The organism is Micromonospora sp. NBS 11-29 (assembly GCF_002140155.1).
In the GTDB taxonomy this organism is placed as follows: Bacteria; Actinomycetota; Actinomycetes; order Mycobacteriales; family Micromonosporaceae; genus Micromonospora.
Map to the genome: position 1 here is coordinate 13,771 of NZ_NAPR01000004.1, position 25,846 is coordinate 39,616.

Genomic DNA, 25,846 nt, shown 5'->3' on the forward strand with positions numbered 1-25,846 from the left:
CGACGACCAGATCAACACCTCCCACCTGCACAGAAGCTGAAACACGTTGACGTACGCCAATCGATCTGAGTAAGATCACCGGGTCGCTAGCCGTGTTTCGGCGAACCACGCCGATGAGGAAACAGCGGAGAGGAATGCTCGCCAGGCGCGGTGTCCGCGCTTTCGGCCGTGGACCACGGTCGCATTCCGTCTCCTCGAAAGACACCCGGTAAATTCCGCCAGTCAGGCGATGAATGCGATCCTGCCGAACTGCGCAGCGCCGGCCTGTCGCCGCTCGTGACCCCTGGCGTGACTCCATGCCAGCGCGTACTTCTGCATGTCTTCTTCGTGGTGCCCGGGGTGCCCGCCAGGTTGACTCGTCGACGTGGCTGGCCGGTAGGACGGGGGTGCCGGCCAGCCGGGACGCCATCCCCCGCTCCGGAAGGACACGCACATGCCCTACGTCAAGGTCGGCGAAGAGAACAGCGGCGACATCGACCTCTACTACGAGGACCACGGCACCGGCCCGGCCGTCGTGCTGGTGCACGGCTATCCCCTCAACGGCGCGTCCTGGGAGAAGCAGACCCGCGAGCTGCTCGCCGCCGGCCACCGCGTCGTCACCTACGACCGGCGCGGGTTCGGCCGGTCCAGCCAGCCCACGGTCGGCTACGACTACGACACCTTCACCGCCGACCTGAACACCCTGCTGGAGCACCTCGACCTGCGCGACGTCATCCTGGTCGGCTTCTCCATGGGCACCGGTGAGGTCACCCGTTACCTCGGCACGTACGGCTCCGGGCGGGTCCGCAAGGCGGTGCTCATGGGCGCGATCCCGCCGTTCCTGCTCAAGACCGACGACAACCCGGACGGCGTCGACCGGCAGGTCTTCGAGGACATCAAGGCCGCCGTCGTCGCCGACCGACCCGCCTACTTCAAGAACTTCCTGGACGACTTCTACAACGTCGACGTCCTCGGCGGCACCCGGATCAGCGAGCAGGCGTGGCAGAACAGCTTCATCACCGCCGTCGGCGCCTCCGCCCACGCCGCGTACGCCTGCGTGGACACCTGGCTCACCGACTTCCGTGACGACCTCGCCAAGATCGACGTGCCGACCCTGTTGCTGCACGGCGACGCCGACCGCATCCTGCCCATCGACGCCACCGCCAACCGGCTTCCCGGGCTCATCGCCGACCTGCGCTTCGAGGTCGTCCCCGGCGGCCCGCACAACATCGCCTGGACCCACCCCGAACTGGTGAACCGTCACCTGCTCGACTTCATCGCCGCCTGAGTCGAAGGGGCACCGACATGACCTCCACGACCGTCGTCCTGGTGCACGGCGCCTTCGCCGACGCCTCCAGCTTCGCCCCCGTCGTCTCCGAACTCCTCGACGCGGGCCTCCCGGTCCTCGTCCCGGCCGTACCCAACCGCAGTCTGATCGGCGACGCCGAGTACGTGGCCGCCGTCATCCGGCGGATCCCCGGCCCGGTCGTCCTGGTCGGCCACTCCTACGGCGGCGCGGTGGCGACCGTCGCCGGCACGGAGCCCAACGTCGTCGGCCTGGTCTACCTCGCCGGGTACGCCTTGGACGAGGGCGAGAGCCTGGCCGAACTACAGGGCCGGTTCCCGGACTCCGACCTGGCCCCCGCCCTGCGCTACGCCCCGTTCCCGGCCGGGAACGGGCAGGAGGGCACCGACGTCACGGTCGACGTCGACGCTTTCCCGGCGATCTTCGCCCACGACGTCGACCCCGCCCGGGCCCGTGTCCTCGCCGTGTCCCAGCGTCCCCTGGCCGGCGCCGCGTTCACGGAGAAGGCCACCGCGGCGGCGTGGCGGACCAGGCCCGCGTGGGGCGTCGTGGCCGGCGCCGACCACACCATCAACCCGGACGTGGAGCGGTTCGGCTACGCGCGGGCCGGCATGACGGTCATCGAGTTGGATTCCTCGCACCTGCTGATGCTGTCCCACCCCCGCCAGGTCGCGGCCGTGATCCGCGAGGCGGTCGACCGCACCGCTGTCTGACCGCGGCCGGCCCTCATCGGCCGATCGGGCCGCGCGGAGGTCGTACCCCCGGAACGAACGGGCCCGGCGCGGAGGAAGTGTCCTCCGCGCCGGNGCGCAGGTGGCCGTCGTCCCGGGGCCGGTGCCGGTGCCCTGGAAGCCGAAGTTCGTCGACTGCCCGGCGCCGACGCGCCCGTTGTAGCTCACGTTGGTGAACCGGATGGTCCCGCTGGTGCCGCTGGACTGCGCGCTCCACACGCCGGTGACCGAAGCGCCGCCGGGCAGCGTGAGGGTCACGGTCCAGCCGTTGATCTCCGCGGAGCCGGCGGTGACCGTCACGCTCGCGGTGAACCCGCCGGACCACTGGTTGAGCACCACCGAGGCGGTGCAGCCGTTGCCGGCCGGCGGCGGCGTGGTGGGCGGAGCCGTGGTCGGCGGCGCGGTGGTCGGGGGCGCGGTGGTCGGGGGGGCCGTGGTCGGCGGCGCGGTCGTCGGCGGCGCGGTGGTCGGCGGGTTCGGTGCGCCGTTGGCCAGGCTGTAGGCCAGGTCCGGCTGGAACGAGCCGGCCGTGTAGCGGCAGCCGTCCGCCTCACCCGGCGGCTTCACCCAGAGGTACGCGTCGATGTTGCCGTCGCCGGTGTTGGTCGTCGGGTACTGCCCGATGCGCCGGTCGGTGTTGTCGTCGCCGCACCAGTCCCCGCTGGCGCCCCCGTTGCGGCTGGTGTCGATGACCTGGCGCTTGCCGGAGATGCCCATGCCGTTGAGCGCGGAGATGACGGCCCGGCCGAAGTTCGCCTCGCTCGAGGTGGGGTTGAAGTTCGACACGTTGGTGAAGAAGCCGTCGGCGTACTGCACGCCGGCGTTCCGGAGCCGGTTGGCCGTCTCGTTGGCGCTGTTCCAGGTGGAGTGGCCGCCGTCGAGGTAGACCTTGGCGTTCGGGTTGCCCGACTTGATGGTCCGGGTGGCCGTCGAGATCGCCTGGTTGCGCGCGTTGAGTTCGGCGCTGCTGAGGCACGTCAGCAACGCGAGCGAGTCGGTCTCCAGGATGATGATGGCGGTCTGGTTGCCCAGCCCGCGGGCGAAGTTGGACACCCACGTCTGGTACTGGTTGAGGTCCGGCGCCCCACCGGCGCTGGCCCCGCCGCAGTCCCGGTTGGTGATCTCGTAGACCGACAGCACCGGGATCTGCCCCGCCGAGTTGGCCGCGCCGACGAACCCGGAGACCTCGGACTGGATCGTCGAGGGGTTGAAGTTGGCGAACCAGCGGGCCTGCGGCTGACTCGCGATCTTGTCCCGGATGACGGCGGCACGCGAGTCGCCGGGGTTGGCGGCGACCCAGCGGACGACGGCCGAACTCGGGTCGCGGTAGAGCGTTCCGGAGATCGTGCCGGCGGACGCGTTGCCGACGGTGAGGCTGACGCCCGCGGTGGCGACGGCCGCGACGGCCGCCACCCCGAGGGCCATGGATCTGCGGCGCGGCGGGGAGAGGATAGCCACGATGTGTTTCCCCCTAGTCACATAGATGTATCTAACTTCATGGGAGCGTTCCCATGAAGGTAGCGGAGTGCGGCACCGCTGCCAAGATGTGAAAAGGGACGTCGATGCCTCGGTGGGCGGGCCCGCCACGGTCACGGACCCGCCCACGGCGGCCGCCTCACCCGGCGAAGTAGTCCTCCACCTCCGGACTCTCCTTGGCGCGGTGGCCCCCGGTCTTGCACCCGGCGAACGGGCCCGCAGGGTCCCGCAACGACGTCATCACCGGGTTGAGGTGGTCGCGGTGCCAGGACGCCGGGCCGGACAGCCCGCCCCCCATTTCGGTCAGCTCCTGCCAGGCCAGCCAGAGACCGTGCAGGACGGCGACCGCCTCGGGATGCTCCCACCAGCGCGGGCACCAGGGCGCCCCCGAGGTGACCTCCCGCCCGTAGATCGGGAGCAGCAGGTGCTCGACCCAGACGGCCAGCCCGGCCAGCGCGGCGTCGTACTCGTCGCCGTCGAGGTGCACGATGAACGGCGACCGGCGGGCCGGCGGAGGCGGCGGCAGATCCGGCTCGCGGTCGACGTCGACGACTGCTCTGGTCACGTGGTCCCCTTCCGCTTCGCGTGACGGCTACTTGGTCCGCGCCGGCCCCTTCTCCTTCGCGTCGGTGTTGGTGAAGGCCGACGTTCGGGTGGAGGTGGTCGCCCGGACCGGACCGATCCGGGCGACCTCACCGCCGGCCAGGCGCCGGGCGTTCGCCTCGTTGTAGATCGCCCGGAGCTGGTTGGTGACCGGCCCCTGGAGACCGGCGTCGTTCAGCGTGTCGATCAGCTCCGCGGCCACGCTCTCGTTGTGCTGGTGCGGCGTCGACTGGACGTACACCACCCGCCGCTCGATGTACTCCGGCCAGCCGGCGTTTCTCTGGATGCCCCGATCCCGGGCCGCCGCCGAGCGCACCTCGTCCCAGTTCGCCGTGATCGTGTCCGACTGCCGGGCGTAGGACTCGGCAACCTCCGGCGCGTCGGCGTCGGTGCCGGGCAGGTGGAAGTTGGCCCCGTAGAGGTGGCGGTCCACCGGGTGCTGATAGACGTTCTGCGCGTCCTCGTGGTGCATCTCGTGGTCGAACGTCGCCTGCGCGGTGTATCCGGGCGTGCCGGACTGCGGATAGTAGGAGTAGGCGGGGTCGTAGGTGATCGTGCTCGGCCCGGCCTGGTCCGGCGCCCACCGCGCCGACTGGCCGTCGTCCTCCTGCTGGAACTGGACCCCGCCGACGTTCTGCGCGGCGGTGTCGCGGATCTGTGCCGTCTCCGAGTCGGAACTGGACGGGTCCGACGGTGCCTGGCCTCCGCTCACCTCCCGCCGCCGCCGGTCGTACTCCACCCGGCTCATCTTGATGCTCTGGCCGTCGTCGTGCTTCTTGTGTTTCTTTCCCATCGCTCCGGTCCTCTCATCTGCTCGGGCCCGGGCCGCCCTGCCCGGTGCCGGACGATCGACGCACCCCCATGACGCGGCGCTCCCGGCTCCGGTTCACCGGTCCCGCCGGGAAAACCGGGCGGGACCGCGCGAGCGCCGCTGAACTAGCCTCACCGCCGTGGACACCGCAGAGATCGAGGCACCCGTCGTCGGCGTCACCGTCTATCCGGACCGCGCGCGGGTCACCCGCCGCGGCAGCATCCGGCTGCCCGCCGGTGACCATCGGGTACGCGTCGCGCCACTCCCACTCGGGCTGCGACGCGACTCGGTCCGCGTCGGCGGCCGGGGCGCGGCCACCGTGCTCGGTGTGGACGTGACCGCCTGGCGGCAGGCCCGCAGCACCGACACCCAGGTCGTCGGCCTGGAGCAGCGGCGACGGGAGCTGGCCGACGAGCTGGCCGAGGTCGACGACGCGAACGGGATCGAGGAGCAGCGCGGGGAGTTCCTCGCCCGGCTGGCGGAACGGGCCGGTGGCACGTACGCGCGGGCACTGGCCGCCGGCGACGCGGCCCCGGCCGACGTGGCGGCCTTCACCGACTCGGTGGCCGGTCAGCTCGCCGAGTCCCGGGCCCGGCGGCGTGGGCTGGCCCGGCGGCGCACCGACCTGGCCGAGGAGCTGGCCGCGGTCGACCGCGACCTCGACGCCGCCCGCGGCAAGCGGGCACCGGACCGGCTGGCCGCCGAGGTGACCGTCGCGGTGGCGGCCGACGACGCCGAGGTCGAGCTGGAACTGAGCTACCTGGTGGACGGGGCGCGGTGGCACTCCTCCTACGACCTACGGCTGGTCGACGACACCGTGACCGTCACCTGGTTCGGGCTGGTCAGCCAGAGCACCGGGGAGGACTGGCCGGAGTGCGAGCTGCGGCTCTCCACCGCCCGGCCGGCGGCGACCACCGGCGTACCCGAGTTGTCGCCCTGGTATCTGGACCGGTTCCGGCCGCCGCTGCCGGCGCGGGCCGCGGCGCCCGTGTCGGCCGCCATGCCGGCGCCCCCGGCACCCGGCGGCGGTGGTGGCCTGGCGCGGACGGCGGCCCTTGCTCAGGTGCGGGAGAGTGTCGCGGAGGTCGAGCAGGGCGTCAGCGCGGCCACCTACCGCCCGGCCCGGGCGGTGGCGGTGCCGGCGGACGGCAGCACGCACCGGGCCACGATCGCCGTGCTGGAGCTGCCGGCCCGGCTGGATCACGTCACCGTGCCGGTGCGCGCCGCCGAGGCACACCTGCGGGCCACGGTACGCAACACGTCGGCGCACACGCTGCCCGCCGGCCCGGCGGCGGTGTTCCACGACGCGGACTTCGTCGCCGCCACCCGGCTGCCGGTGTGGGCGCCCGGTGAGGAGACCGAGCTGGCGCTCGGGGTGGACGACCGGCTGCGGGTGGAACGGAAGCTGCACCGGCGCACCGAGACCAGGGCGACGCTCTCCTCGACCCGGCGGCGGGAGGTGGAGTACCGGATCACCGTCGCCAACCACACCCCCCGTGCGGCGACCGTCGAGGTGCGCGACCAGGTGCCGGTGTCGCGGGACGAGGCGGTGGTGGTGCGGGAGACGACGCTGACGCCGCCCCCGGCGGAGCGGACCGACCTGGGCGAGCTGACCTGGCGGCTGTCGCTCGCGCCGGGCGACAGCGGCGAGATCGCCCTGGGCTTCCGGGTGGAGCTGGCCAAGGGGGTCGAGCTGACCGGCTGGCGGGAGTAGGCGCGTCGAGCGGGGCCCCTTCGGCGTACGGACTGCGTCACGCAGGGGCCCCGCCACCGCTCACCGCCGACGGCCGTAGGCCCCCGCGAAGATGGCGACACCGATCGCCGCGAAGGCGACCTGGAGTGCCAGTTCGATCCAGTCGATGCCGCGCGTGTCGTCCACGCCGAAGAGGCCCGCGACGAGCGTGCCCAGGATCGCGGCGACCACACCGATGAGCATGGTGAGCCAGATCGGGATGTTCTGCTTGCCCGGCACCACCAGGCGGCCGAGCGCGCCGATGACCAGGCCGATGATGATCGCGGCGAAGAAACCCGTGACTTCCACGAGAGCCGTCCTTTCCCTCAGGTGCGCTGACGCTGGTGGGGTGCCCGCACCGGCCGGCGACCCAAACGCGAGGGTCGTTTCTTTCACACAACTGTCATGAATGTGCCGTTCAACGCCGTCGGCGCGAGCCGCCGGGGGTGTCGTCCCGGTCGATCCGCAGCTCCCGCTCCAGCTCGGCGACGACCGTGCGCAGGTCGTCCAGGCGCTGGCTGATCGCGATCCGGTCCACCTCGTCCGGCACCCCGTCACCGTCGGAGTCGTAGTCGGGGGACAGCCCCTCGGTCATCTCCAGCCGGCGCGCCTCCTCCATCGAGTTGACGATGACCGCGATGAGGATGTTCAGCAGCAGGTTGACCGCGATCATCACGAAGCTGACGTAGTAGAGCAGCGTCCACGCCGACACGTCGAGACCCTGTTCGAGCAGGTCGGGCAGCGTTTCCAGGGACAGCAGCACGAACAGCGTCACCAGCGAGCGGCCGATGTCGCCGTACTGCTCCGGATAGCGGTCGCCGAAGATCAGCCAGNACCGGGCAGGCTGCGCCACAGCGCGGTGACGATGGTGCGCAGGCCGGGTGAGAAGCGGACCAGGCGCAACACCCGGGCCACCCGGACGAAGCGCAGCACGGCCGAGTCGCCGTGCAGCCCCGGCACGAAGATCGCGACGGTCACCAGCAGGTCGAACACGTTCCAGCCGTGCCGAAGGAAATCCTGCGGCCGGCGACCGTGGGCGAGCACCCGGATGGCGATCTCCACGACGAAGACCGCCCGGAACATCCACTCGATCCAGCGCAGCACCGACGCCGTGGTGCCCGTGTGCGGGTAGGTCTCGATGCCCAGCACCGCCCCGTTGGCCATGATCAGCACGACGATGGCCACCTCGAACGGCCGGGACGCGACGATCCGGGCGCACCGGGCCGCCAGTGACCGTTCCGCGCCGCCCGGACGGCGCACCCCCCGCTGGGCCGGCACCTCGACTCGCCGGTCAACCATCCCGTCACCCTATTGGGTTACCGTCGGTGGGTGATCCCACCCGCCGCGTACGCGCAGTGGATCACCCCTGCCCTTCCGCTCTACGGCGACGACCACGAGCGGGCCGACTTCGCTCCCTGAGGCGGCGGTGCCCCCGACGCCCCTGCCCGATCCCTCACCCGGGAGCGATGTCCCATGTCCGTCGACACCTCCATCCGGGCGGTGCTGCGCGCGCCGCAGGTCGCCCGCGTCCTCCTCGGCAGCCAGATCGGCCGGCTGCCCACCGCCAGCGGCCCGCTGGCGCTGCTCCTCTTCGCCCGCCAGTCGCTGAGCCTGGCCGCCGCCGGGCTGCTGGTCGCCGCGTACACGGCCGGGATGGCGGTGGGCACCCCGCTGCTCGCCCGGGCGGTGGACCGCTGGCGGCAGCCGCCGGTGCTCTGGGCGGCGGCGGTCGTCTCCGGCCTCGGCTTCGGCGCGGTGGCGCTCACCGGCGGGCATCTCGCCGGCGCGCTCACCGGGGCGGCGATCGCCGGGTTCGGCACCCCGCCGCTGGAGGCGTGCGTGCGGACGCTCTGGCCGGCCCTGCTGCCGCCGGCCACGGTGCCGACCGCGTACACGGTGGACATCGCCCTCCAGGAGGTCATCTTCGTGGTGGGACCGCTGGTCACCCTGCTCGCGGTGACCGTCGGCGGGCCGGCCGCCGGGCTGCTCGCCGCCGCCGTGGTGCAGCTCGCCGGCACCGCGATGTACGCGCTCAGCCCCGCCGCCCGCGCCTGGCGCGGGGTGGCCGCGGTACGGCACTGGGCCGGGCCGCTGCGCGTACCCCGGTTCGGGGTGATGATGCTCGGCGTGGTCGGCGTCGGCGCGGCGGTCGGCAGCATCGCGGTGGCGGTGACCGGCTACGCCGAGTCGGCCGGCGACCGGCGGCTCAGCGGCTGGCTGCTGGCCGCGCAGGCGGCCGGCGCGCTCGCCGGCGGCCTGGCCTACACCCGGGCCCGGCCGGGCGGGCCGGGGCGGCTGCCGCTGCTGGCCGCCGTGCTCACGGCCGGCTATCTGCCGCTGCTGCTGGCTCCCGGCCCGGTCCCGATGGCCGCCCTGCTCGTGGTGAGCGGGCTGGCGCTGCCGCCGGTGCTGACCGCCGTCTTCCTCACCGCCGAGCGGCTGGCCGAGCCGGGCACGGTGGCCGAGGCGTTCGCGTGGGTGAGCACGGCGTTCGTGGTGGGCAGCGCCGCCGGCTCGGCGCTGGCCGGGGCGTCGGCCGGCACCCGGTACGGGCTGGTGGTCGCCCCGAGCGCCGCGCTGCTCGGCACGGCGGTGCTGTGGGCGGTCTCGGTGCGCGACCGGGCGGCCGGGCTCACAACCAGCCGCGCCGCTTGAACAGCAGGTAGAGCGTGCCGCAGACGACGAGCATCAGCACGACCGCGAACAGGTAGCCGTAGCGCCAGGCCAACTCCGGCATGTGGGTGAAGTTCATCCCGTAGACGTGCCGATCAGGGTGGGCGCGAACAGGATCGCCGCCCAGGCGGAGACGCGCTTGACCTCCTCGTTCTGCTCGAAGCTGGCCGCCGTGAGGCTGCGCATCTCCTCGTTCTGCGCCTGCGAGACCAGGGTGGCGTTGACGGTGAGGATGCTCTGCAGCAGATGCCGGAACCCGTCCACCCGCTCGACGACCTGGGTGAGGTGGTCGGCCACGTCGCGCAGCCGGCGGCGCAGTTCCTCGTCCGTGCCGTACCGGTCGAAGCCGTGGGTGAGCGCGTCAACCACCTTCAGCAGCGGCCGGGCCGCCCGCTGAAACTGGATCACCTCGCGGCTCAGCTCGTAGATGCGGCGGCTGGCGTTCGGGTCGCCGCCGAACACCTCGGTCTCGATCTCGTCGATGTCGTTCTCCAACCCGGCCACCACCGGGGCGTACCCGTCGACCACGCGGTCGAGCACGGCGTAGAGGACCGCCTCGGGGCCGTGCGCGAGAATCTCCGGCTCCGCCTCCAGCCGGCGCCGGACGGCCGCCAGGTCGGGCGTGCCGCCGTGTCGGACGGTGATCACGAACCCGGGCCCGAGGAAGAGGTGCAGCTCGGCGAACTCGACCGCCTCCCGCGCGTCCAGGTAGCGGGCGGCGCGCAGCACCACGAACAGGGTGTCGCCGTACCGCTCCAGCTTCGGCCGCTGGTGGGCGTTGATCGCGTCCTCGACGGCCAGCCCCGGGAGCTGGAACTCGGCGGCCAGCGAGGCCAACTGCTCCCGGCTCGGACCGCGCAACCCGATCCAGGCCATCGCGTGGTCGAGCTGCTGGAGGCAGCGGAACGTGTCGGCGAGGCCGGCCGGCGAGGCACGGCGTACGCCGTCCACGTAGACGCCGCTGTCGACCAGCCCGGCGGGCCGCTCCGGCTCGTCGGCGTCGCCGGCGTGCTCATCCAGACGCCGGCCGAACCCCTCCGGGAGCGCTTCGAACCGGTTGCCCGCCATCGCCCTTCCTCCGCTCGGCCGGCTCGCCGAGTCCCCGGCGGCGGGCGGCGCAAACCCGGCAGCGGCGTCAGGGGCGGTAGCGGTAGCCCATCCCCGGCTCGGTGATCAGGTGCCGGGGCCGGGCCGGGTCGTCCTCCAGTTTCCGCCGGAGCTGGGCCAGGTACTGCCGCAGATAGGTTGTCTCCCGTTGGTATTCGGGCCCCCACACGTCGTGCAGCAGTTGCCGCTGGCTGACCAGCTTCCCGGGGTTGCGCAGCAGCTTCTCCAGCACGGCCCACTGGGTCGGGGTCAGCCTGACCTCGGTGCCGTCGTCCCGCTTGACGGTCCGGTCGGCCAGGTCGACGGTGTGCCGGCCGATCCGCAACGCGGGCATACCCGGGGTGGCGGCCACGAGCCGGCGGGTCACCGCGCGGATCCGGGCGAGCAGTTCGTCCATCCCGAACGGCTTGGTGACGTAGTCGTCGGCGCCCGCGTCCAGGGCGGCGACCTTGTCCTCGCTGCCGGCGCGGCCGGAGAGCACGATGATCGGCACGCCGCTCCAGCCGCGCAGGCCCCGGATGACCTCGGCGCCGTCCAGGTCGGGCAGGCCGAGGTCGAGCACGACCAGGTCGGGCGGGTGCCCGGCGGCGGCCTTCAGCGCGGCGGCGCCGGTGTCGGCCACCTCGACGTCGTAGCCCCGGGCGCGCAGGTTGATCCGCAGGGCGCGCAGGATCTGCGGCTCGTCGTCGACGACCAGGATGCGGGTCATTCCGGTGGCCTTCCCGGCTCGGTGGCGGCCGGCAGCCGCAGCACCATGGTGAGACCACCGCCGGGGGTGGTCTCCGGGGTGATGCTGCCACCCATCGCCTCGGCCAGGCCGCGGGACAGCGCCAGCCCGAGCCCCACCCCGGTCCGGTTGTCCCGGTCGCCGAGGCGCTGGAACGGCAGGAAGANACCCGGCCGGCGTGCGCGCTGCCGGTGATCCTCGGAGGTCGGCCCGGCGGACTGTGCCGCAGCGCGTTGGCGACGAGGTTGACCAGCACCCGCTCCAGCAGGCCGGGGTCGGCCAGCGCCGCCGGCAGGTCCGCCGGGATGTCCGTGCCCACCTCGGCCGCCGCCGGGCCCAGTTCGTCCAGGACCCGGGGTACGACGTCCTCCAGCCCGATCGCGGTCGTGGTGACGCCGAGCGCGCCGGCCTGCAACCGACTCATGTCCAGCAGATTCACCACCAACCGACTCAGCCGGTCCAACGACTCGTCGGCGGTGGCCAGCAACTCCTCCCGGTCGTCGGCGTCGAACTCCACGTCGTGGCTGCGCAGGCTGCTCACCGCGGCCTTGGCCGACGCCAGCGGCGTACGCAGGTCGTGGCTGACCGCCGCGAGCAACGCGGTCCGCATCCGGTCGGCGGCGGCGAGCGGACGGACCGTGGCCGCCTCCTCGGCCAGGCGTTCCTGGCGCAGCGCGACGGCGGCCTGGGCGGCGAACGCCTCGACCACCCGGCGGTCGGCCGCCTCCAGCCGACGGCCGGCGAGCACGACGCTGAGCCGGTCGTCCACCGGCACCACGGTCTCCCCCGCGCTCGGGCTGCCCGGCGGCCGGTCACCGACGTGCGCCACCACCCGCCAGGCGCCCTCTTCCACCGACCGGCCCGGCCGTCCCTCGGCCTCGGCGGCCAGCTCCAGCACGCTCACCGCCCGCAGCCCGAACGTCTCCCGGAGCCGGTCCAGCAACGCGGGCAGCGGGCGCGCGCCGCGCAGCACGCTGCCCGCGACGGTGGCCAGGGTCTGCGCGTCGGCGGAGGCGCGGGCCGCCTCCCGGGTCCGCCGGGCCGCCACGTCGACCACCCCGCTCACCGCGACCGCGACGCCGACGAACACGCTCAGCGCGAGCAGGTTGTCCGCCTCGGCGATGGTCAAAGTGCGGAACGGCGGGGTGAAGAACCAATTCAGCAGCAACGATCCGCCGAGCGCGGCGACCAGTGCCGGCCACAGTCCGCCGACCAGCGCCACCCCGACCACGCCGGCCAGGAAGAGGAGGATGTCGTTGGTCAGGGTGAGGTCGGGCAGGGCTTCCAGCAGCAGCGTGAGCAGCGGCATGCCGAACATGGCCAACGCGTACCCGAGCAGTCGGCGGCGGCGGGACAGCGCGGCGGGCACCTCGGCCCCGCGTCGCCCGCGCCCCGCCTCGCGGTGGGTGACCAGGTGCACGTCGATGGCGCCGGAGAGCGCGGTGGTGGTCACGCCGACACCCTGGGAGAAGATCTGCGCGAAGCGGCCCCGCCGGCTCGCGCCGAGCACGAGCTGGGTGGCGTTGACCCCGCGCGCGAAGTCGAGCAGCGCGGCCGGGATGTCGGTGCCGAGCACCTGGTGGTAGGTGCCCCCGAGACTCTCCACCAGCACCCGCTGCCGGGCCAGGTGGGCCGGGTCCGCGCCGGCAAGCCCGTCGTTGCGGGCCACGTGCACGGCGAGCAGGTCGGCACCCTTGCTGCGGGCGGCAACCCGGGCCGCCCGGCGGAGCAACGTCTCGCCCTCCGGGCCGCCGGTGAGCGCGACGACCACCCGCTCCCGCGCCTCCCAGGTGTCGGAGATGCCCTGCTGGGCCCGGTACGCGTCAAGCTGTTCGTCGACCTTGTCGGCCAGCCAGAGCAGTGCCAGCTCGCGTAGCGCGCTGAGGTTGCCGACCCGGAAGTAGTTGCCCAACGCCGCGTCGATCCGGTCGGGCCGGTAGATGTTGCCGTGCGCCATCCGGCGGCGCAACGCCTCCGGCGTCATGTCCACCAGTTCGACCTGCTCCGCGGCGCGGACCACCTGGTCCGGCACGGTCTCCCGCTGGGTGGTGCCGGTGATCTGCGCGACCACGTCGTTGAGCGACTCCAGGTGCTGCACGTTGACCGTGGAGAGCACGCTGATCCCGGCGTCGAGCAGTTCCCGCACGTCCCGCCAACGCTTGTCGTGCCGGGAGCCGGGCACGTTGGTGTGCGCCAGCTCGTCGACCACCACCAGCTCGGGCCGGCGGGCCAGCACCGCGTCGAGGTCCATCTCGGTGAGGTCGACACCCCGGTAGGTCATCTCCCGGCGGGGCACCACCTCCAGGTCACCGATCATCGCGGCGGTGTGTGGGCGACCGTGCGTCTCGACCAGCCCGACCACCACGTCGGTGCCGCGCTCGGCCCGCCGTCGGGCCTCTTCGAGCATCGCGTACGTCTTTCCCACGCCGGGGGCCGCCCCCAGGTAGATCCGCAGCTCGCCCCTGCTCACCACCCCATCCTTCCGGAAAGGAGGGGCCCCCGCTTAACGCCTCCGGTAGAGGCGGGGCCCCTTCTTAACAGCTACCGGCGTCAGCGCGCCGGCAACTCCTCGTCCAGCGCGAGGTTGAGTTCCAGCACGTTCACGGTGGGCTCGCCCAGGAAGCCGAGCGCCCGTCCGGCGGTGTGCGCCCGAACCAGCCGGCGGACCGCCGCCGGGTCCGCGCCCCGCTCGCGCGCCACGCGGCCCACTTGGATCTCCGCGTACGCCGGGGAGATGTGCGGGTCGAGGCCGCTGCCGCTGGCGGTGACCGCGTCGGCCGGCACGGCCGGCGCGGCCGGCGCTTCCCCCCGGACCGGAGTCACCACGCCGCCCTCGGCCACGTAGTCGTGGCCGGGCCGGGCGGGCTCGACCGGGATGCCCTGCCAGGTCGACACGAACGGTGTCGCTGGCGCGACCTGGTTGACGCTCACCACCCGGGTGATCCGGCCGGTCAGTCCGTCGGTGCGGAACACAGCCAGCACCGCACCCACCCCGTCCGGCGTGCAGTAGGGGCGCCGCCCGTCCACGCCGTCCCGCTCTCCGACTGCCTTGCTGCGCGCGCAGACCTGGGTGAGCAGGCTCGGAGTGGAGTCGGCGGGATCGGTGGAGAGCCGGTCCACCACGCTCTCCGGGCCGAGGTTGCTGGCCGCGGTAGCGGTCGGGTCGTAGCCGCCGCCAGCGGCGGACGACCGGGACTGGAAGTAGCGCGGTACGGGGTTGCCGTCGGCGTCGGTGAAGGACTGGCCGATCAGCGAGCTGCCGACGGTCCGGTCGCCGACGGTGACCAGCGAGCCGTCCGCCCGGCCGTCGAGAACGGGGAGCCGGCCCACGGCGACCAGGGCGAGCGGATACGCCAGCCCGAGCAGGACGGTGAGGACGAGCACCGCGCGCAGGGCGGCCAGGTGCTGGGAGAGCCAACTGGGAAGGCGCATCATGAGATCCCCGGGACGAACTGGATGAGCAGGTCGATGAGCTTGATGCCGACGAACGGCACCACGATGCCGCCGAGGCCGTAGCGCAGCAGGTTGCGGTTGAGCAGCTTCGAGGCGCTGGCCGGGCGGTAGCGGACGCCGCGCAGGGCCAGCGGGATCAGCGCGACGATGACGATCGCGTTGAAGATGACCGCGGCGAGGATCGCCGACGCCGGGCTGGCCAGCCGCATCACGTTGAGCGTGTCCAGCGCGGGATAGATGCCGGCGAACATGGCCGGGATGATCGCGAAGTACTTCGCGATGTCGTTGGCGATGCTGAATGTCGTCAACGCGCCCCGGGTGATCAGCAACTGCTTGCCGATCTCCACGATCTCGATCAGCTTGGTCGGGTCGGAGTCGAGGTCGACCATGTTGCCGGCCTCCTTCGCGGCCGACGTGCCGGTGTTCATGGCCACACCGACGTCCGCCTGGGCCAGCGCCGGCGCGTCGTTGGTGCCGTCACCGGTCATGGCGACCAGCCGGCCGCCCTCCTGCTCCTTCTTGATCAGGGCGAGCTTGTCCTCCGGCGTGGCCTCGGCGAGGAAGTCGTCCACGCCGGCCTCGTCGGCGATGGCCTTCGCGGTCCGTGGGTTGTCACCGGTGATCATCACGGTCCGGATGCCCATCCGGCGCATCTCGTCGAAACGCTCCCGCATACCGGCCTTGACGACATCCTTAAGGTGGATGACGCCCAGCGCCCGGGCCGGCTCGCCGGCGGTGTGCTCGGCGACCACGAGCGGGGTGCCGCCGGTGCCGCTGATCGCGTCGACCAGTTCACCGACCTGCTCGGTCGGGTGGCCGCCGTTCTCACGTACCCACTTCATCACCGCGGCGGCGGCGCCCTTGCGGATCTGCCGGTCGCCGACGCCGCCGTCACCGGCCAGGTCGACGCCGCTCATCCGGGTCTGCGCGGTGAACGGCACGAAGGTGGCGTGCGGGATCAGGCCGGGCTCACGCTCGCGCAGCCCGAACTCGTTCTTGGCCAGCACCACCACCGAGCGCCCCTCGGGCGTCTCGTCGGCCAGGCTGGACAGCTGTGCCGCGTCGGCGACCGTGGCCGCGTCCACGCCGGCCACCGGCAGGAACTCGGCGGCCTGCCGGTTGCCCAGGGTGATCGTGCCGGTCTTGTCCAGCAGCAGCGTATTGACGTCGCCGGCCGCCTCGACCGCTCGCCCGCTCATGGCGAGCACGTTGCGCTGGACGAGGCGGTCCATGCCGGCGATGCCGATGGCGGACAGCAGCGCGCCGATGGTCGTCGGGATGAGGCAGACCAGCAGGGAGACCAGCACGATGCCGGTGACACCGGAGTCGGTGATCGCCTGGGTGTCCGGCGCCGCGGCCTGCCAGCCCTTGGCGAAGATCGCCATCGGCTGGAGCGTGACCACCGCGAGCAGGAAGATGATCGTGAGCGCGGCCAGCAGGATGTTGAGGGCGATCTCGTTCGGCGTCTTCTGCCGGTTGGCGCCCTCGACCAGCGCGATCATCCGGTCGATGAAACTCTCGCCCGGCTTCTGGGTGATCCTGACGACGATCCGGTCGGAGAGCACCCGGGTGCCGCCGGTGACCGCGCTGCGGTCGCCGCCGGACTCCCGGATCACCGGAGCGGACTCTCCGGTGATCGCCGACTCATCGACGCTGGCGATGCCCTCGACGACGTCACCGTCCCCGGGGATGATCTGACCGGCCTCGACCAGGACGATGTCGCCCTGCTTGAGCTGCGATGCGGGCACCGCCTCGTCGCGGTAGCCGTTGGCCGCCGCGCCCGGGCCCCACCCGAGCAGGCGGGTGGCGATGGTGTCCTGCTTGGCCCGCCGCAGCGTGTCGGCCTGCGCCTTGCCCCGGCCCTCGGCGACCGCCTCGGCCAGGTTGGCGAAGAGCACGGTCAGCCAGAGCCAGATCGTGATGGCCCAGGCGAACACCGAGGGATCGGCGACCGCGAGGACGGTGGTGAACAGCGCGCCGATCTCGACGATCAGCATCACCGGGTTGCGCCACAGGGTCCGCGGGTCGAGCTTGCGCAGCGCGTCCGGTAGTGACGCGATGAGCTGGCGCGGGTCGAGCAGTCCGCCGCCGACCCGGTCGACCGGGGTGGCCGGCGTGCCGGGGGTCGGCGCGTCGGCGGTGTCGGAAGGTGCGGTCATGTCCTTGTCTCTCATGGTGGTCACAGCCCTTCGGCCAGCGGGCCGAGCGCGAGCGCGGGCAGAAAGGTGAGCGCGACGAGGATCACCGTGACGCCGACGACCATGCCGACGAAGAGCGGCCGGTGGGTCGGCAGGGTGCCCTCGGACGCGGGCGTGGGCTGCTGGCGGGCCAACGAACCGGCCAGCGCGAGCACGAAGATGATCGGCAGGAACCGACCGAGCAGCATGCACAGCCCCAGGGCGGTGTTCCACCAGGGCGTGCTCACGGTGATGCCGGCGAACGCCGAGCCGTTGTTGTTGCTCGCCGAGGTGAACGCGTAGAGCACTTCGGAGAGCCCGTGCGGCCCGACGTTGAGCGCGGTCGAGTCGTTGCCGGTAGCGAACGCGGCGGCGGTACCGGTGAGCACCAACGCCGGGGTGACCAGGAAGTACATCGAGGCGAACTGGATCTCGCGCGCCCCGATCTTCTTGCCCAGGTACTCCGGCGTGCGGCCGACCATCAGCCCGGCGACGAAGACCGTAATCACCGCGAGGATCAACAGGNCAGCGTCATCATCCCGCCCAACGCGGTGTACGAGTCGTGGAACGAGTTGACCGCGCCGGTCGAGGTGAGCGTGGTGGCGGCGGCGAAGGTGGCCGAGTTCGACACGTCGAACCGGACCTCCTTGCCCTCCAGCGCCGCGCCGACCGCCTGCGGCACCGTGCCGTGTCCGGCAAGCTCGAACACGTTGGTCAGGGTGATGCCGGCCAGCGCGAGGATCGCCATCACCGCGGCGATCGCGTAGCCCTGCCGGTTCTGCCCGACCATGCGGCCGAAGACCCGGGGCAGGCTGAACGGGATGAGCAGGATCAGGAAGATCTGGATCCAGTTCGTCCAGGCGGTGGGGTTCTCGAACGGGTGGGCGCTGTTGACGTTGTAGAAGCCGCCGCCGTTGGTGCCCAACTCCTTGATCACCTCCTGGCCGGCCACCGGCCCGCCGGTGATGGTCTGGCCGCCACCGGTCAAAGTCGTCACGTCCGTGCCGCCGGACAGGTTCTGCACCACCCCGCCGACCATCAGAGCGAGCGCGCCGAGCACCGCTACCGGCAGCAGGATCCGCAGCGTGATCCGGGTCAGGTCGACCCAGAAGTTGCCCAGCTCGCCGGTGCGGCTGCGGGCGAAGCCCCGAACCAGCGCCACCGCGACGGCGATGCCCACCGCGGCGGAGACGAAGTTCTGCACCGCCAGGCCGGCCATCTGCACCAGGTGGCCCATGGTCGACTCACCCGAGTACCACTGCCAGTTCGTGTTGGTCACGAACGACACCGCGGTGTTCCAGGCGCCGTGCGGCACCACCCGATCGAAGCCCAGCGAGAGCCAGAGGTGATTCTGCAGGCGCTGGAACGCGTACAGGAACAGGATCGAGACAGCCGAGAAGGCCAGGAGGCTGCGGGCGTACATGCCCCAGGTCTGCTCGACGGCCGGGTCGACCCCGATGAGGCGGTAGATTCCCCGCTCGACCCGGGCGAGCCGGGTGCCAGAAAGCACCCGGTACATGTGGTCGCCGAACGGCCGGTGAACGGCGGCCAGCGCCACCACCAGCGACAGCACGACGAGCACCCCGGCTGTTGTCATGCTCATCAGAAGCGCTCCGGAAACAGCAGGGCGACGACCAGGAACACGCCCAGTCCGATCGCCAACACCAAGCCGACGGCGTTGACGGCGCTCACCGCTTCTCCACACCCCTCACCACGAGGGCGAGAGCCGCGAACAGCCCCACCGTCAGCAACACGAACAGCACGTCAGACACGGCTGACCACTCCTAGCGGGCGAATGTCCTCGCGACCGCCTGCCGGTCGCGCCGGACAATCACAACGCTGGCTCGCGCGGACGGACAGGGGTCGTCACGCGACCATCACGCCGGCCCGCGGTTTTTTGACGCGTTCTTCACGGCCGCGGGCCGAGCGGCCGAAGGCGACGTGGGTCGGCTGTGCGGAGCGCGCCGGCCGGATACCGGTTCAGCGACCGGCGGCGGTGGCGACCAGCGCCTCGGCCACCTCGCGCACCTTGCGGTTGGAGTCCTGGGAGAGCTTCGACAGCAGCGCGAACGCCTCGTCCGCCGAGCAGCGGCGCTCACCCATGAGGATGCCCTTGGCCTGCTCGATCACCGCCCGGCTGCGCATCGCCTCCTGCATCTGCCGGGCCAGCGTGGCGGCGCTGTCGTAGAGGTGCGCGTTGGCCAGCGCCACGGCCGCGTACGCGGCGAAGTTCTCCGCCGATCGGATCGCCGCGCCGTCGAAGGCGTGCGCGGTCAGGCCGTACAGGTTGAGCGCGCCGGTGACCGCCTCCTGGATCGGCAGCCCGATCGACAGGGAGCTGCCGATGCCCGCCTCCCGGGCCTGGGCCGCCCACTCCGGCCAGCGGTCCTCCTTGGCCAGGTCGGGCAGGGAGATGCTGGCCGCGCTGGTCGACGCGTCCAGGCAGGGGCCCCGCTCGTACCGGTACTGCCACTCGTCGAGCGCACGGGCCAGGTCGCTGGTGCAGGCGGCGCTCTGGTTGTGACCACCCTGCGCCAGCGTGACGGTGACGTGCGCGCTGCCCGCGACGGCCCGGTTCGCCAGCTCGGCGACGCGCCGAAGGACGTCCTCCAGGCTGACCTCGTCGAGCCGGATCCGGCTCAGCTCGGCGAGCGCGTCACCCGCCTCCGTGCGCGCGGCTGCCATGGGCGAATCCTTGTCGACGTGCGGTGGGGCGGTCCGGACACGGCCCAACCTACCCGCACGGCCCTCGGTCGGCAGGAGAGCGGAAGGTGCGGCGGCTGCCGGATGGACGTACTGTCGGAGGTACGGGTCAAGACATGTGCCCTCCACCGCTCCCTGCCGGCATCGTCCGGCCGGCCGGAGCGTCACCCGATTCGTCAGGTGGGAGATGCCATGTCGAAGGGACTGCCGGGCCCGACCGCGTCCGGGTCCTCCCGGCCGGACGACCCGATCATGTGGCTGAGATGCGCGATCCTCGGTGACGTGACCCGGGTCGCGGTGGCCGGCGAGGTCGATCTCAGCAACGCGCACCTGCTCACCGAGCTGCTGGAGAGCGTCGCCACCCGGACGCCGCTGGTGGCGGTGGACCTCTCGGAGGTCACGTTCTTCGGCGCGTACGGCACCGACGCGCTGGTGCGGGCCCGGCGGCTGCTGGCCGACCGGGGCGGCCGGCTGACGCTCTGCCGTCCCGCACCGGTGGTCCGCCGCGTCCTCGACGTCACCGGCACGCTCGCCGGGTTCGAGGTGGTCGACGCCCCGGCGCCGCCGAACGGCCACGGCCGGTCGGCACGTCCCGTCACCATCGTCCGCGCCGGGTCGTAGAGTTGTGCCGTAACTGACGTCCCGACCGGGGCGTCACGAACGAGCGTCAAGAAGCGGCGCCGGTCCCGATCCACCCGGATCGGGGCAGCGGTCCGTGGTCACGGGCCGTCCGCCACCCGCGTCTCCGCCCCGGTTCCCGGGGTCGGCGGCGTCGCTTCCCACAAGGACGTCACCGCTCATGCCGCAGGCCCACCCCGACCTCGCCGCAGCCCTGGTCAGACTCGCCCGGATCAAGTACGACGAGGTCGACCTGGACGTGGTGCTGTCGACCATCGCCCACGTCGCCAAGGACACCATCCCCGGCACCGCCGAGGTGTCGGTCACCCTGGTCCAGGGCGCCGAGGCGCACACCGCCGCGTACACCGGCGACCTCGCCCTGACGCTCGACGAATGGCAGTACGAGCAGGGCCGAGGCCCGTGCCTGGACGCCGCGACCACCGGTGCCGCGATGCTGGTGCCGGACATGACGACCGAGAGCCGCTGGCCGGAGTGGGCGGGCCGGGCCCACGAGGTGGGTGCGGCCAGCTCCCTGTCGATCGGTCTGCCCATCCAGGAGGCGATGGTCGGCGCGCTGAACATCTACGGCGCGGCGCCCCGGGTCTTCGACGACCAGGTCGAGCTGGCCAAGACGTTGGCCGGGTACGCCGCCATCGCGCTGGCCAACGTCCACCTCTACGAGAGCACCGCCATCCTGGCTCAGCAGATGCAGGAGGCGATGCAGAGCCGGGCGGTGATCGAGCAGGCCAAGGGCATCATCATGGGACAGCGCCGGTGCGCGGCCGAGGAGGCGTTCGCCATCCTGGCCCGGGTGTCCCAGGACTCCAACCGGAAGCTGCGGGACGTCGCCGAGTCACTCGTCGAGCGCGCGGTGAACGGCCCCCGCGAGTGAGCGCCGCGGCGGATTCAGCGCGGCATCTCGCGCCAGCCGGAACCGCTGGCCCGCCAGGCACCGGCGAGGATGCTCGCCGAGCCCCGGCTCGGGCACTGCTGGATCCGGGACCGGCCGGTGGCGCCACCGATCTGGGCCTGCACCTCCCATCGCTGCCCGTCAGTGCAGATGTAGACGTCGCGCCGCCCGCGATCGGTGCTGACGCCGTTCCACCAGTGCTCCTCGACGACCATTCGGTGACCGTACCGCAGCCGGCGCGTCCGTCCCACTCGGGAGATGCGGGCCGGACGCCTCCACGGGTCAGCCGTCGAGGCGACGGACCATGTTCATGATGGTCTCCACCTGCGCACCGCCCTTGATCGGATAGTTCGTGCCACCGAGGTAGCCCCACCAGTCCCAGCAGCCGTTCGGGTTGACCGTGGTGGCGATCGCCTGCGGGTAGAGGACGATCAGCCGGTTGGTGTCGGCGTACTGGTTGAGGTTGGCCCGGTCGACGAAGGCGGTGCCGACCTTCGCGTACCCCTGGGCGCAGCCGTGCAGGGCGACCAGCAGCCGGCAGGTGGTNCGTTGGCCCAGCCGTTGACCGCGAAGCTGTCCTGGCCGAACCGGATCAGGGTGCCGCCCAGCGGGCCGGTGTTCGGCGCGGCCACCGAGCCGAGCAGCTTGCCGAGGAAGGCGCCCTGCGGGTCGCTGCCGCAGTCGGCGAGGTACGGCGAGGCGGTGGCGGTGCAGCCGACCGTGCCGTAGGGCGTGACCCAGGAGTGTCCGGCGGCGCTGCCGGAGTCGTACCGGACGCTCGCGCCGAAGTCCTGGTAGTACCGGGCCAGGTCGTCGGTGACCGATTTCTTCACGGTGGTGTCGTTGCCGCCGTGGTGGACGTAGACCGGCTGGCCGGCGAGGTTGGCCGTGCCGTCGATCCAGCCGTACGAGGCCCAGGCCCGGGTGTACGCCTCCAGGTTGCCCAGGTACGTCGGGTAGAGGTTGTCCCCGCAGCCGTAGAGCGCCTGCGGGATGGTGTTCTGCGCGCAGTAGTACGGTCCGGCCGCGAAGACGGCCGCGCCCCGGATCCGGGCCGAGTACGCGACCTGGAGTTGGGTGGCCATGTAGCCGCCGGACGAGACCCCGGCGACGTAGACGGCGGAGACCGGGTACGAGCGCAGCGAGCCGGCGACCGGCGTCTTGGTGTACGGCGTGCCCGCGGCCCGGGCGGCGACGCCGCCGGGCAGGACCAGCAGGAGCGCGGCGGCGAGGGTGGTGACGGCCTTCCACGGTGTCTTCATGGGGCACGCTAGCGTGACATCGGCCACATCTGATATCCGCGCGCCCGACACCCCGCCATCGCCGGTGGTGTGGTCCGTCCACCCCGCAAATCCCGTGGACCCGCGCCCTGGACGCGGGCTAGCGTCCCGTCGACGTCACTTCCGAACCCACGAAGAGGGTGTTTCTGGTGCCCGTGCCCACCCGGACCAATCTGCCCACGACCCCCTTCTTCCATCGGAGCCGTCACCGTGGATCTGCCACGTAGCTTCACCATTCGCGAGGGCGACCTGCGCGTCCTCAACCCGATCGACGAGGCCAAGCTGTCCACCCTAGGTCGGGCGATCAAACTCGCGCCCGGCGCCGAGCTGCTCGACCTGTGCAGCGGCAAGGGCGAGCTGCTCTGCACCTGGNCGCCGCCCGGGACCGCGCCGCCGAGCTGGGCGTCGCCGACCGGGTCCGGTTCGTGCACGGCGACGCCGCCGCGTACGTGCCGGAGCGTCCGGTCGACGTGGCCGCCTGCGTCGGCGCCACCTGGATCGGCGACGGCGTTCCCGGCACGCTGGAACTGCTCGACCGCGCGCTGAAGCCGGACGGCATGGCGCTGGTCGGCGAGCCGTACTGGCGGCTCGACCCGCCCGACGAGGAGACGGTGACCGGGTCGCACGCCCGGTCCCGGTACGAGTTCCGCGACCTGCCCGACCTGGTCCGGCTCTTCGGTGAGTGCGGCTGGGACCTGGTCGAGATGGTCCTCGCCGACCAGGACAGTTGGGACCGGTACGCCGCCGCGCACTGGCTGAACCTGCGTCGCTGGCTGGACGCCAACCCGGACGACGAGTTGGCGCCGGAGCTGCGGCGGGAACTGACCGAGGACCCACTGCGTTACGTCCGTTTCCAGCGTGAATACCTGGGTTGGGGCGTCTTCGCGCTGCTCCGCCGCTGACGCGGGCCCGCCCGGCGGTCGGGCGGCCGCCGGGCGGGCTTAGCGAATGGCTACGGAGGGTAAAGCCAGATCATGGGACAGTTGCGCACGTCGCCGCCGCCGCCACAGGCCACCGAGCTGGAGAGTTGGGTGCTCGACACCCCGGAGCAGCTCCGTGACGTGCGGGCGTCGTTGCGTGACGCGTTGAACCGGCACGGGCTGGTCCAGGGCGAGAACCTCGACGAGGTGCCGCACATGGTCCTGGTCGTCGTCACCGAGCTGGCCAGCAACGCGCTGCGGCACGGCCGGCCGCCCACCATTGTCACGCTGCTCGCCACCGACGACTGTTTTCTGCTCGAGGTGGCCGACCACGACGTCAGCTCGGTGCCCGAGCTGACCGACATCCACCCGCTGGACTCGGGTGGGCGAGGACTGTTCCTGGCCCAGTCGATCTCCCTCGACGTCGGCTGGTACGCCACCGACACGACCAAGAACATCTGGGCGTCGTTCCCGCGCTGACCGATCAGAAGCCGGCCACCGGGTGCGGCACGTACGGCGCCTCCAGCTCCGCCACCTCGGCGTCGGTCAGCTCAAGCTCCAGCGCGGCCACCGCGTCGGTCAGGTGGTGCGGCTTNCCACCTGCGCGCGGGGCACGCCGCGCCGCTCGGCGACCCGGCCCACCGCGTCGATCACCGCCCGGTCGTGCTCCTCGGTACGCGCGTAGAGCGTGCGGCCGAACTCGTCGGTCTCCGCCCGCGCGGTCTGCTCGGCCGGGTCCCGGGTCAGCCGACCCCGGGCCAGCGGGCTCCACGGGATCACCGCGACGCCCTGGTCGAGGCAGAGCGGCAGCATCTCCCGCTCCTCCTCGCGGTAGAGCAGGTTGTAGTGGTCCTGCATCGAGACGAACCGGGTCCAGCCGTGCCGCTCGGCGGCCCAGAGCGCCTTGGCGAACTGCCACGCGTACATCGAGGAGGCGCCGAGGTAGCGGACCTTGCCGGCCCGGACCAGGTCATGCAGCGCCTCCAGCGTCTCCTCGATCGGGGTGGACGGGTCGAGGCGGTGGATCTGGTAGAGGTCGACGTGGTCGGTGCCGAGCCGGCGCAGACTGGCGTCGATCTCGCTCATGATGTGCTTGCGGGACAGCCCGCCCTGGTTCGGGCCGGGACCCGTCCGGCCGTACACCTTCGTCGCGATCACCACGTCGTCGCGGCGGGCGAAGTCCTTCAGCGCCCGACCGAGGATCTCCTCGCTGGTGCCGTCGGAGTAGACGTTGGCGGTGTCGAAGAAGGTGACGCCCAGCTCCAGCGCCTGCTGGATGAAGGGGCGGGCGGCGTCCTCCGGCAGCGACCACGGATGCACGCCCCGGCCCGGCTCGCCGTAGCTCATGCAACCCAGGCAGAGCCGGGACACCTTCAGGCCGGTGGAGCCGAACGTGACGTATTCCATGGAGACCATCTCACCACCGGCGGCCGACGCCCGCAGACCCGGCGGTCAGTGGTCTCCGGCCGGGATCGGGTCGTCGTACTGGCCGGCGGGGCCGCTCAAGGGTTCGCCGCCCACCAACGGCCACGCGTTCGGCGCGCAGCCGTGCAGGCCGAGCGTCTGCTGCACCATGACCGGGGCCGGGCCACCGCCGCCGGGGCAGCGCTCGTGCCCCCGGCCCAGCCGGTGACCCACCTCGTGGTTGATCAGATACTGCCGGTAGAGGTCGAGGTCGGGTACGTGCGGCACCCCGTACACCCAGCGGGCCACGTTGATCACGACCTGGTCGCCGCTGCGGCAGGAGGTGTAGCGGTCGGTCGGGTCGCCGCAGAGCCGGCCCCGGGTCACCGGCGTGGTGAGCAGCACGGTGAAGTCGGCCGGTCCGTCCCGGCCCACCCGTTGCAGCCGCCACCGGCCGTCGCCGGTCCAGCCACGCCGGTCGGCCAGCGTCGCCGCGACCTGGCGGGCGAAGCGTTCGATGTCCACGTTGCGGATGCCGTCCTCGACCGCGACCCGGTAGCGCAGGAGCTGGCCGGACCGCCCGGCCACCGTGCCGACCGTGTCGGCGGTGCGGAAGTCGCCGCCGCCCCGTTGCGGGAAACTGATGCCGGGCGGCACCCGACCGGCCACCGGGACCCGTGAGGGCGCGGCCGTCACGGGCGGTCGCGCGGCCGGCGCCGCCGCCGGTCCGGTCGGCTCCGCCCCGACCGAGGCCAGCAGCTCCGAGTGTCGCCGCACGCCGTACCCGCCGGCCAGGAGGCCGGTCACGACGAGGACCGCCGCCAGGGTGCGGACGCCGGCCGGCGACCTCCGTCGCCGCCGATGCACGCCCCGGCCCTGCCCGCCCACGTCGCTCTCCGTCCGTCGCCCACCCGCACTCCGCAGGAGAGTACGGACACCGAGCCCCGATGGTTGAACGGCGGGCCGGGTACCGTCGGTGCCGGGGTGGACGACCTGCCGCCTGTCGGATTCCAGGGAGCCACCCGTGTCCTCAGCCGAGCCGCTGCTCGACGACGCCCTCGCGGCGGCGCGCGGCACCGACGTACGCGCCGCCGAGCGGGCCCTCGACCGGCTGGTGGTGGGCGACGGCGCGGCGGTGGACGCGGCGCTGCTCGCCCGGCTGACCCGCGCCGTGGGCCGGCTCTGGCCGCGTGGCTGGCAGCCGGCCGACCTGGACCGGCTCGCCACCCGCCGGCT

21 protein-coding genes and 5 pseudogenes are annotated in these 25,846 nt (G+C 72.4%); 8 read left to right on the forward strand and 18 right to left on the reverse strand.

Going from position 1 to position 25,846, the window contains the following annotated elements; translation table 11 throughout:
* The first annotated feature begins 433 nt into the window (after window positions 1–433).
* Both B1205_RS04065 and B1205_RS04070 read left to right on the forward strand, forming a co-directional pair.
* A complete protein-coding gene (locus B1205_RS04065; protein ID WP_089154410.1) occupies window positions 434–1,267 on the forward strand; it encodes an alpha/beta fold hydrolase in 834 nt (277 codons plus the stop codon).
* A 17-nt stretch (window positions 1,268–1,284) separates the two neighbouring features.
* Window positions 1,285–1,998, forward strand: a complete 714-nt coding sequence (locus tag B1205_RS04070) for an alpha/beta fold hydrolase (RefSeq protein ID WP_089154411.1) — start codon at window positions 1,285–1,287, stop codon at window positions 1,996–1,998.
* A gap of 90 nt (window positions 1,999–2,088) precedes the next feature.
* Here the strand turns inward: B1205_RS04070 and B1205_RS04075 are convergent.
* From B1205_RS04075 to B1205_RS04085, 3 genes and pseudogenes are all read right to left on the reverse strand, one after another.
* Window positions 2,089–3,441 (reverse strand): annotated as a pseudogene (locus B1205_RS04075) (glycoside hydrolase family 6 protein); the annotation flags it as partial.
* A 190-nt stretch (window positions 3,442–3,631) separates the two neighbouring features.
* On the reverse strand, window positions 3,632–4,057 hold the full coding sequence (locus tag B1205_RS04080) for a DUF4913 domain-containing protein (RefSeq protein WP_254909712.1): 426 nt from the start codon (window positions 4,055–4,057) through the stop codon (window positions 3,632–3,634).
* A gap of 27 nt (window positions 4,058–4,084) precedes the next feature.
* Window positions 4,085–4,888, reverse strand: a complete 804-nt coding sequence (locus B1205_RS04085) for a hypothetical protein (RefSeq protein WP_089154412.1) — start codon at window positions 4,886–4,888, stop codon at window positions 4,085–4,087.
* A 157-nt stretch (window positions 4,889–5,045) separates the two neighbouring features.
* Here B1205_RS04085 and B1205_RS04090 point away from each other — a divergent pair, with 157 nt between their 5' ends.
* Window positions 5,046–6,620, forward strand: coding sequence for a DUF4139 domain-containing protein (locus tag B1205_RS04090; RefSeq protein WP_089154413.1), 1,575 nt, complete (start codon window positions 5,046–5,048; stop codon window positions 6,618–6,620).
* 60 nt (window positions 6,621–6,680) lie between these two features.
* On the opposite strand, the gene B1205_RS04095 is transcribed toward B1205_RS04090, so the two are convergent.
* The 3 genes from B1205_RS04095 to B1205_RS30865 form a co-directional block, all read right to left on the reverse strand.
* Window positions 6,681–6,947: a GlsB/YeaQ/YmgE family stress response membrane protein gene (locus tag B1205_RS04095; RefSeq protein ID WP_089154414.1), complete on the reverse strand. Its 267-nt coding sequence runs from the start codon at window positions 6,945–6,947 to the stop codon at window positions 6,681–6,683.
* Window positions 6,948–7,056: 109 nt separating this feature from the next.
* Complete coding sequence (locus tag B1205_RS30860; protein WP_254909713.1) at window positions 7,057–7,491, reverse strand: ion transporter; 435 nt, start codon at window positions 7,489–7,491, stop codon at window positions 7,057–7,059.
* Window positions 7,464–7,937 (reverse strand): ion transporter, encoded by a 474-nt coding sequence (locus B1205_RS30865; RefSeq protein WP_254909714.1) that lies wholly within the window; start codon window positions 7,935–7,937, stop codon window positions 7,464–7,466. Before B1205_RS30865 ends, B1205_RS30860 begins: the two co-directional genes overlap by 28 nt.
* Window positions 7,938–8,111: 174 nt before the next feature.
* Between B1205_RS30865 and B1205_RS04105 the strand changes: the two genes are divergently transcribed.
* Window positions 8,112–9,293, forward strand: a complete 1,182-nt coding sequence (locus tag B1205_RS04105) for an MFS transporter (protein WP_089154415.1) — start codon at window positions 8,112–8,114, stop codon at window positions 9,291–9,293.
* Here the strand turns inward: B1205_RS04105 and B1205_RS32845 are convergent.
* The 9 genes and pseudogenes from B1205_RS32845 to B1205_RS04145 all read right to left on the reverse strand — a co-directional run bounded on the left by B1205_RS32845 (window position 9,271) and on the right by B1205_RS04145 (window position 19,460).
* A complete protein-coding gene (locus B1205_RS32845) occupies window positions 9,271–9,390 on the reverse strand; it encodes a CorA family divalent cation transporter (RefSeq protein ID WP_369597249.1) in 120 nt (39 codons plus the stop codon). The two genes, B1205_RS04105 and B1205_RS32845, sit on opposite strands and share 23 nt — an antisense overlap.
* Entirely contained in the window at window positions 9,387–10,379 is a 993-nt protein-coding gene (locus tag B1205_RS04110; protein WP_369597250.1) for a magnesium and cobalt transport protein CorA, read from the reverse strand. Before B1205_RS04110 ends, B1205_RS32845 begins: the two co-directional genes overlap by 4 nt.
* A 67-nt stretch (window positions 10,380–10,446) precedes the next feature.
* On the reverse strand, window positions 10,447–11,127 hold the full coding sequence (locus B1205_RS04115) for a response regulator (RefSeq protein ID WP_089154416.1): 681 nt from the start codon (window positions 11,125–11,127) through the stop codon (window positions 10,447–10,449).
* Window positions 11,124–13,615 (reverse strand): annotated as a pseudogene (locus tag B1205_RS04120) (DUF4118 domain-containing protein). Before B1205_RS04120 ends, B1205_RS04115 begins: the two are co-directional and overlap by 4 nt.
* A gap of 80 nt (window positions 13,616–13,695) precedes the next feature.
* Window positions 13,696–14,577: a potassium-transporting ATPase subunit C gene (locus B1205_RS04125; protein ID WP_089154417.1), complete on the reverse strand. Its 882-nt coding sequence runs from the start codon at window positions 14,575–14,577 to the stop codon at window positions 13,696–13,698.
* A complete protein-coding gene (kdpB, locus tag B1205_RS04130; protein ID WP_089154418.1) occupies window positions 14,577–16,757 on the reverse strand; it encodes a potassium-transporting ATPase subunit KdpB in 2,181 nt (726 codons plus the stop codon). The genes B1205_RS04125 and kdpB overlap by 1 nt, the downstream gene beginning before the upstream one ends.
* A gap of 20 nt (window positions 16,758–16,777) precedes the next feature.
* Window positions 16,778–18,378 (reverse strand): annotated as a pseudogene (gene kdpA, locus B1205_RS04135) (potassium-transporting ATPase subunit KdpA).
* A complete protein-coding gene (gene kdpF, locus B1205_RS04140; RefSeq protein ID WP_036343797.1) occupies window positions 18,378–18,467 on the reverse strand; it encodes a K(+)-transporting ATPase subunit F in 90 nt (29 codons plus the stop codon). Before kdpF ends, kdpA begins: the two are co-directional and overlap by 1 nt.
* A 288-nt stretch (window positions 18,468–18,755) precedes the next feature.
* A complete protein-coding gene (locus tag B1205_RS04145; RefSeq protein ID WP_089154419.1) occupies window positions 18,756–19,460 on the reverse strand; it encodes a GAF and ANTAR domain-containing protein in 705 nt (234 codons plus the stop codon).
* Between the two features lie 210 nt (window positions 19,461–19,670).
* Here B1205_RS04145 and B1205_RS04150 point away from each other — a divergent pair, with 210 nt between their 5' ends.
* Window positions 19,671–20,099 carry an STAS domain-containing protein gene (locus B1205_RS04150; protein WP_089154420.1) on the forward strand — a complete coding sequence of 143 codons (429 nt, stop codon included), beginning with the start codon at window positions 19,671–19,673 and terminating at the stop codon, window positions 20,097–20,099.
* A gap of 178 nt (window positions 20,100–20,277) precedes the next feature.
* Window positions 20,278–20,988 carry a GAF and ANTAR domain-containing protein gene (locus tag B1205_RS04155; protein ID WP_089154421.1) on the forward strand — a complete coding sequence of 237 codons (711 nt, stop codon included), beginning with the start codon at window positions 20,278–20,280 and terminating at the stop codon, window positions 20,986–20,988.
* A gap of 14 nt (window positions 20,989–21,002) precedes the next feature.
* Here the strand turns inward: B1205_RS04155 and B1205_RS04160 are convergent, their stop codons facing one another.
* Window positions 21,003–21,221 (reverse strand): hypothetical protein, encoded by a 219-nt coding sequence (locus tag B1205_RS04160; protein WP_089154422.1) that lies wholly within the window; start codon window positions 21,219–21,221, stop codon window positions 21,003–21,005.
* A 2,039-nt stretch (window positions 21,222–23,260) separates the two neighbouring features.
* Between B1205_RS04160 and B1205_RS04175 the strand changes: the two genes are divergently transcribed.
* Window positions 23,261–23,686, forward strand: coding sequence for an ATP-binding protein (locus tag B1205_RS04175; RefSeq protein ID WP_089154423.1), 426 nt, complete (start codon window positions 23,261–23,263; stop codon window positions 23,684–23,686).
* A gap of 4 nt (window positions 23,687–23,690) precedes the next feature.
* On the opposite strand, the pseudogene B1205_RS04180 reads toward B1205_RS04175, so the two are convergent.
* Together B1205_RS04180 and B1205_RS04185 are read right to left on the reverse strand one after the other, a co-directional pair.
* Window positions 23,691–24,613, reverse strand: a pseudogene (locus B1205_RS04180) (aldo/keto reductase).
* Between the two features lie 45 nt (window positions 24,614–24,658).
* Window positions 24,659–25,498 (reverse strand): DUF3152 domain-containing protein, encoded by an 840-nt coding sequence (locus B1205_RS04185; RefSeq protein ID WP_089154424.1) that lies wholly within the window; start codon window positions 25,496–25,498, stop codon window positions 24,659–24,661.
* A gap of 136 nt (window positions 25,499–25,634) precedes the next feature.
* Between B1205_RS04185 and B1205_RS30870 the strand changes: the two are divergent.
* Window positions 25,635–25,846: pseudogene (locus B1205_RS30870) on the forward strand (DUF2786 domain-containing protein); the annotation flags it as partial.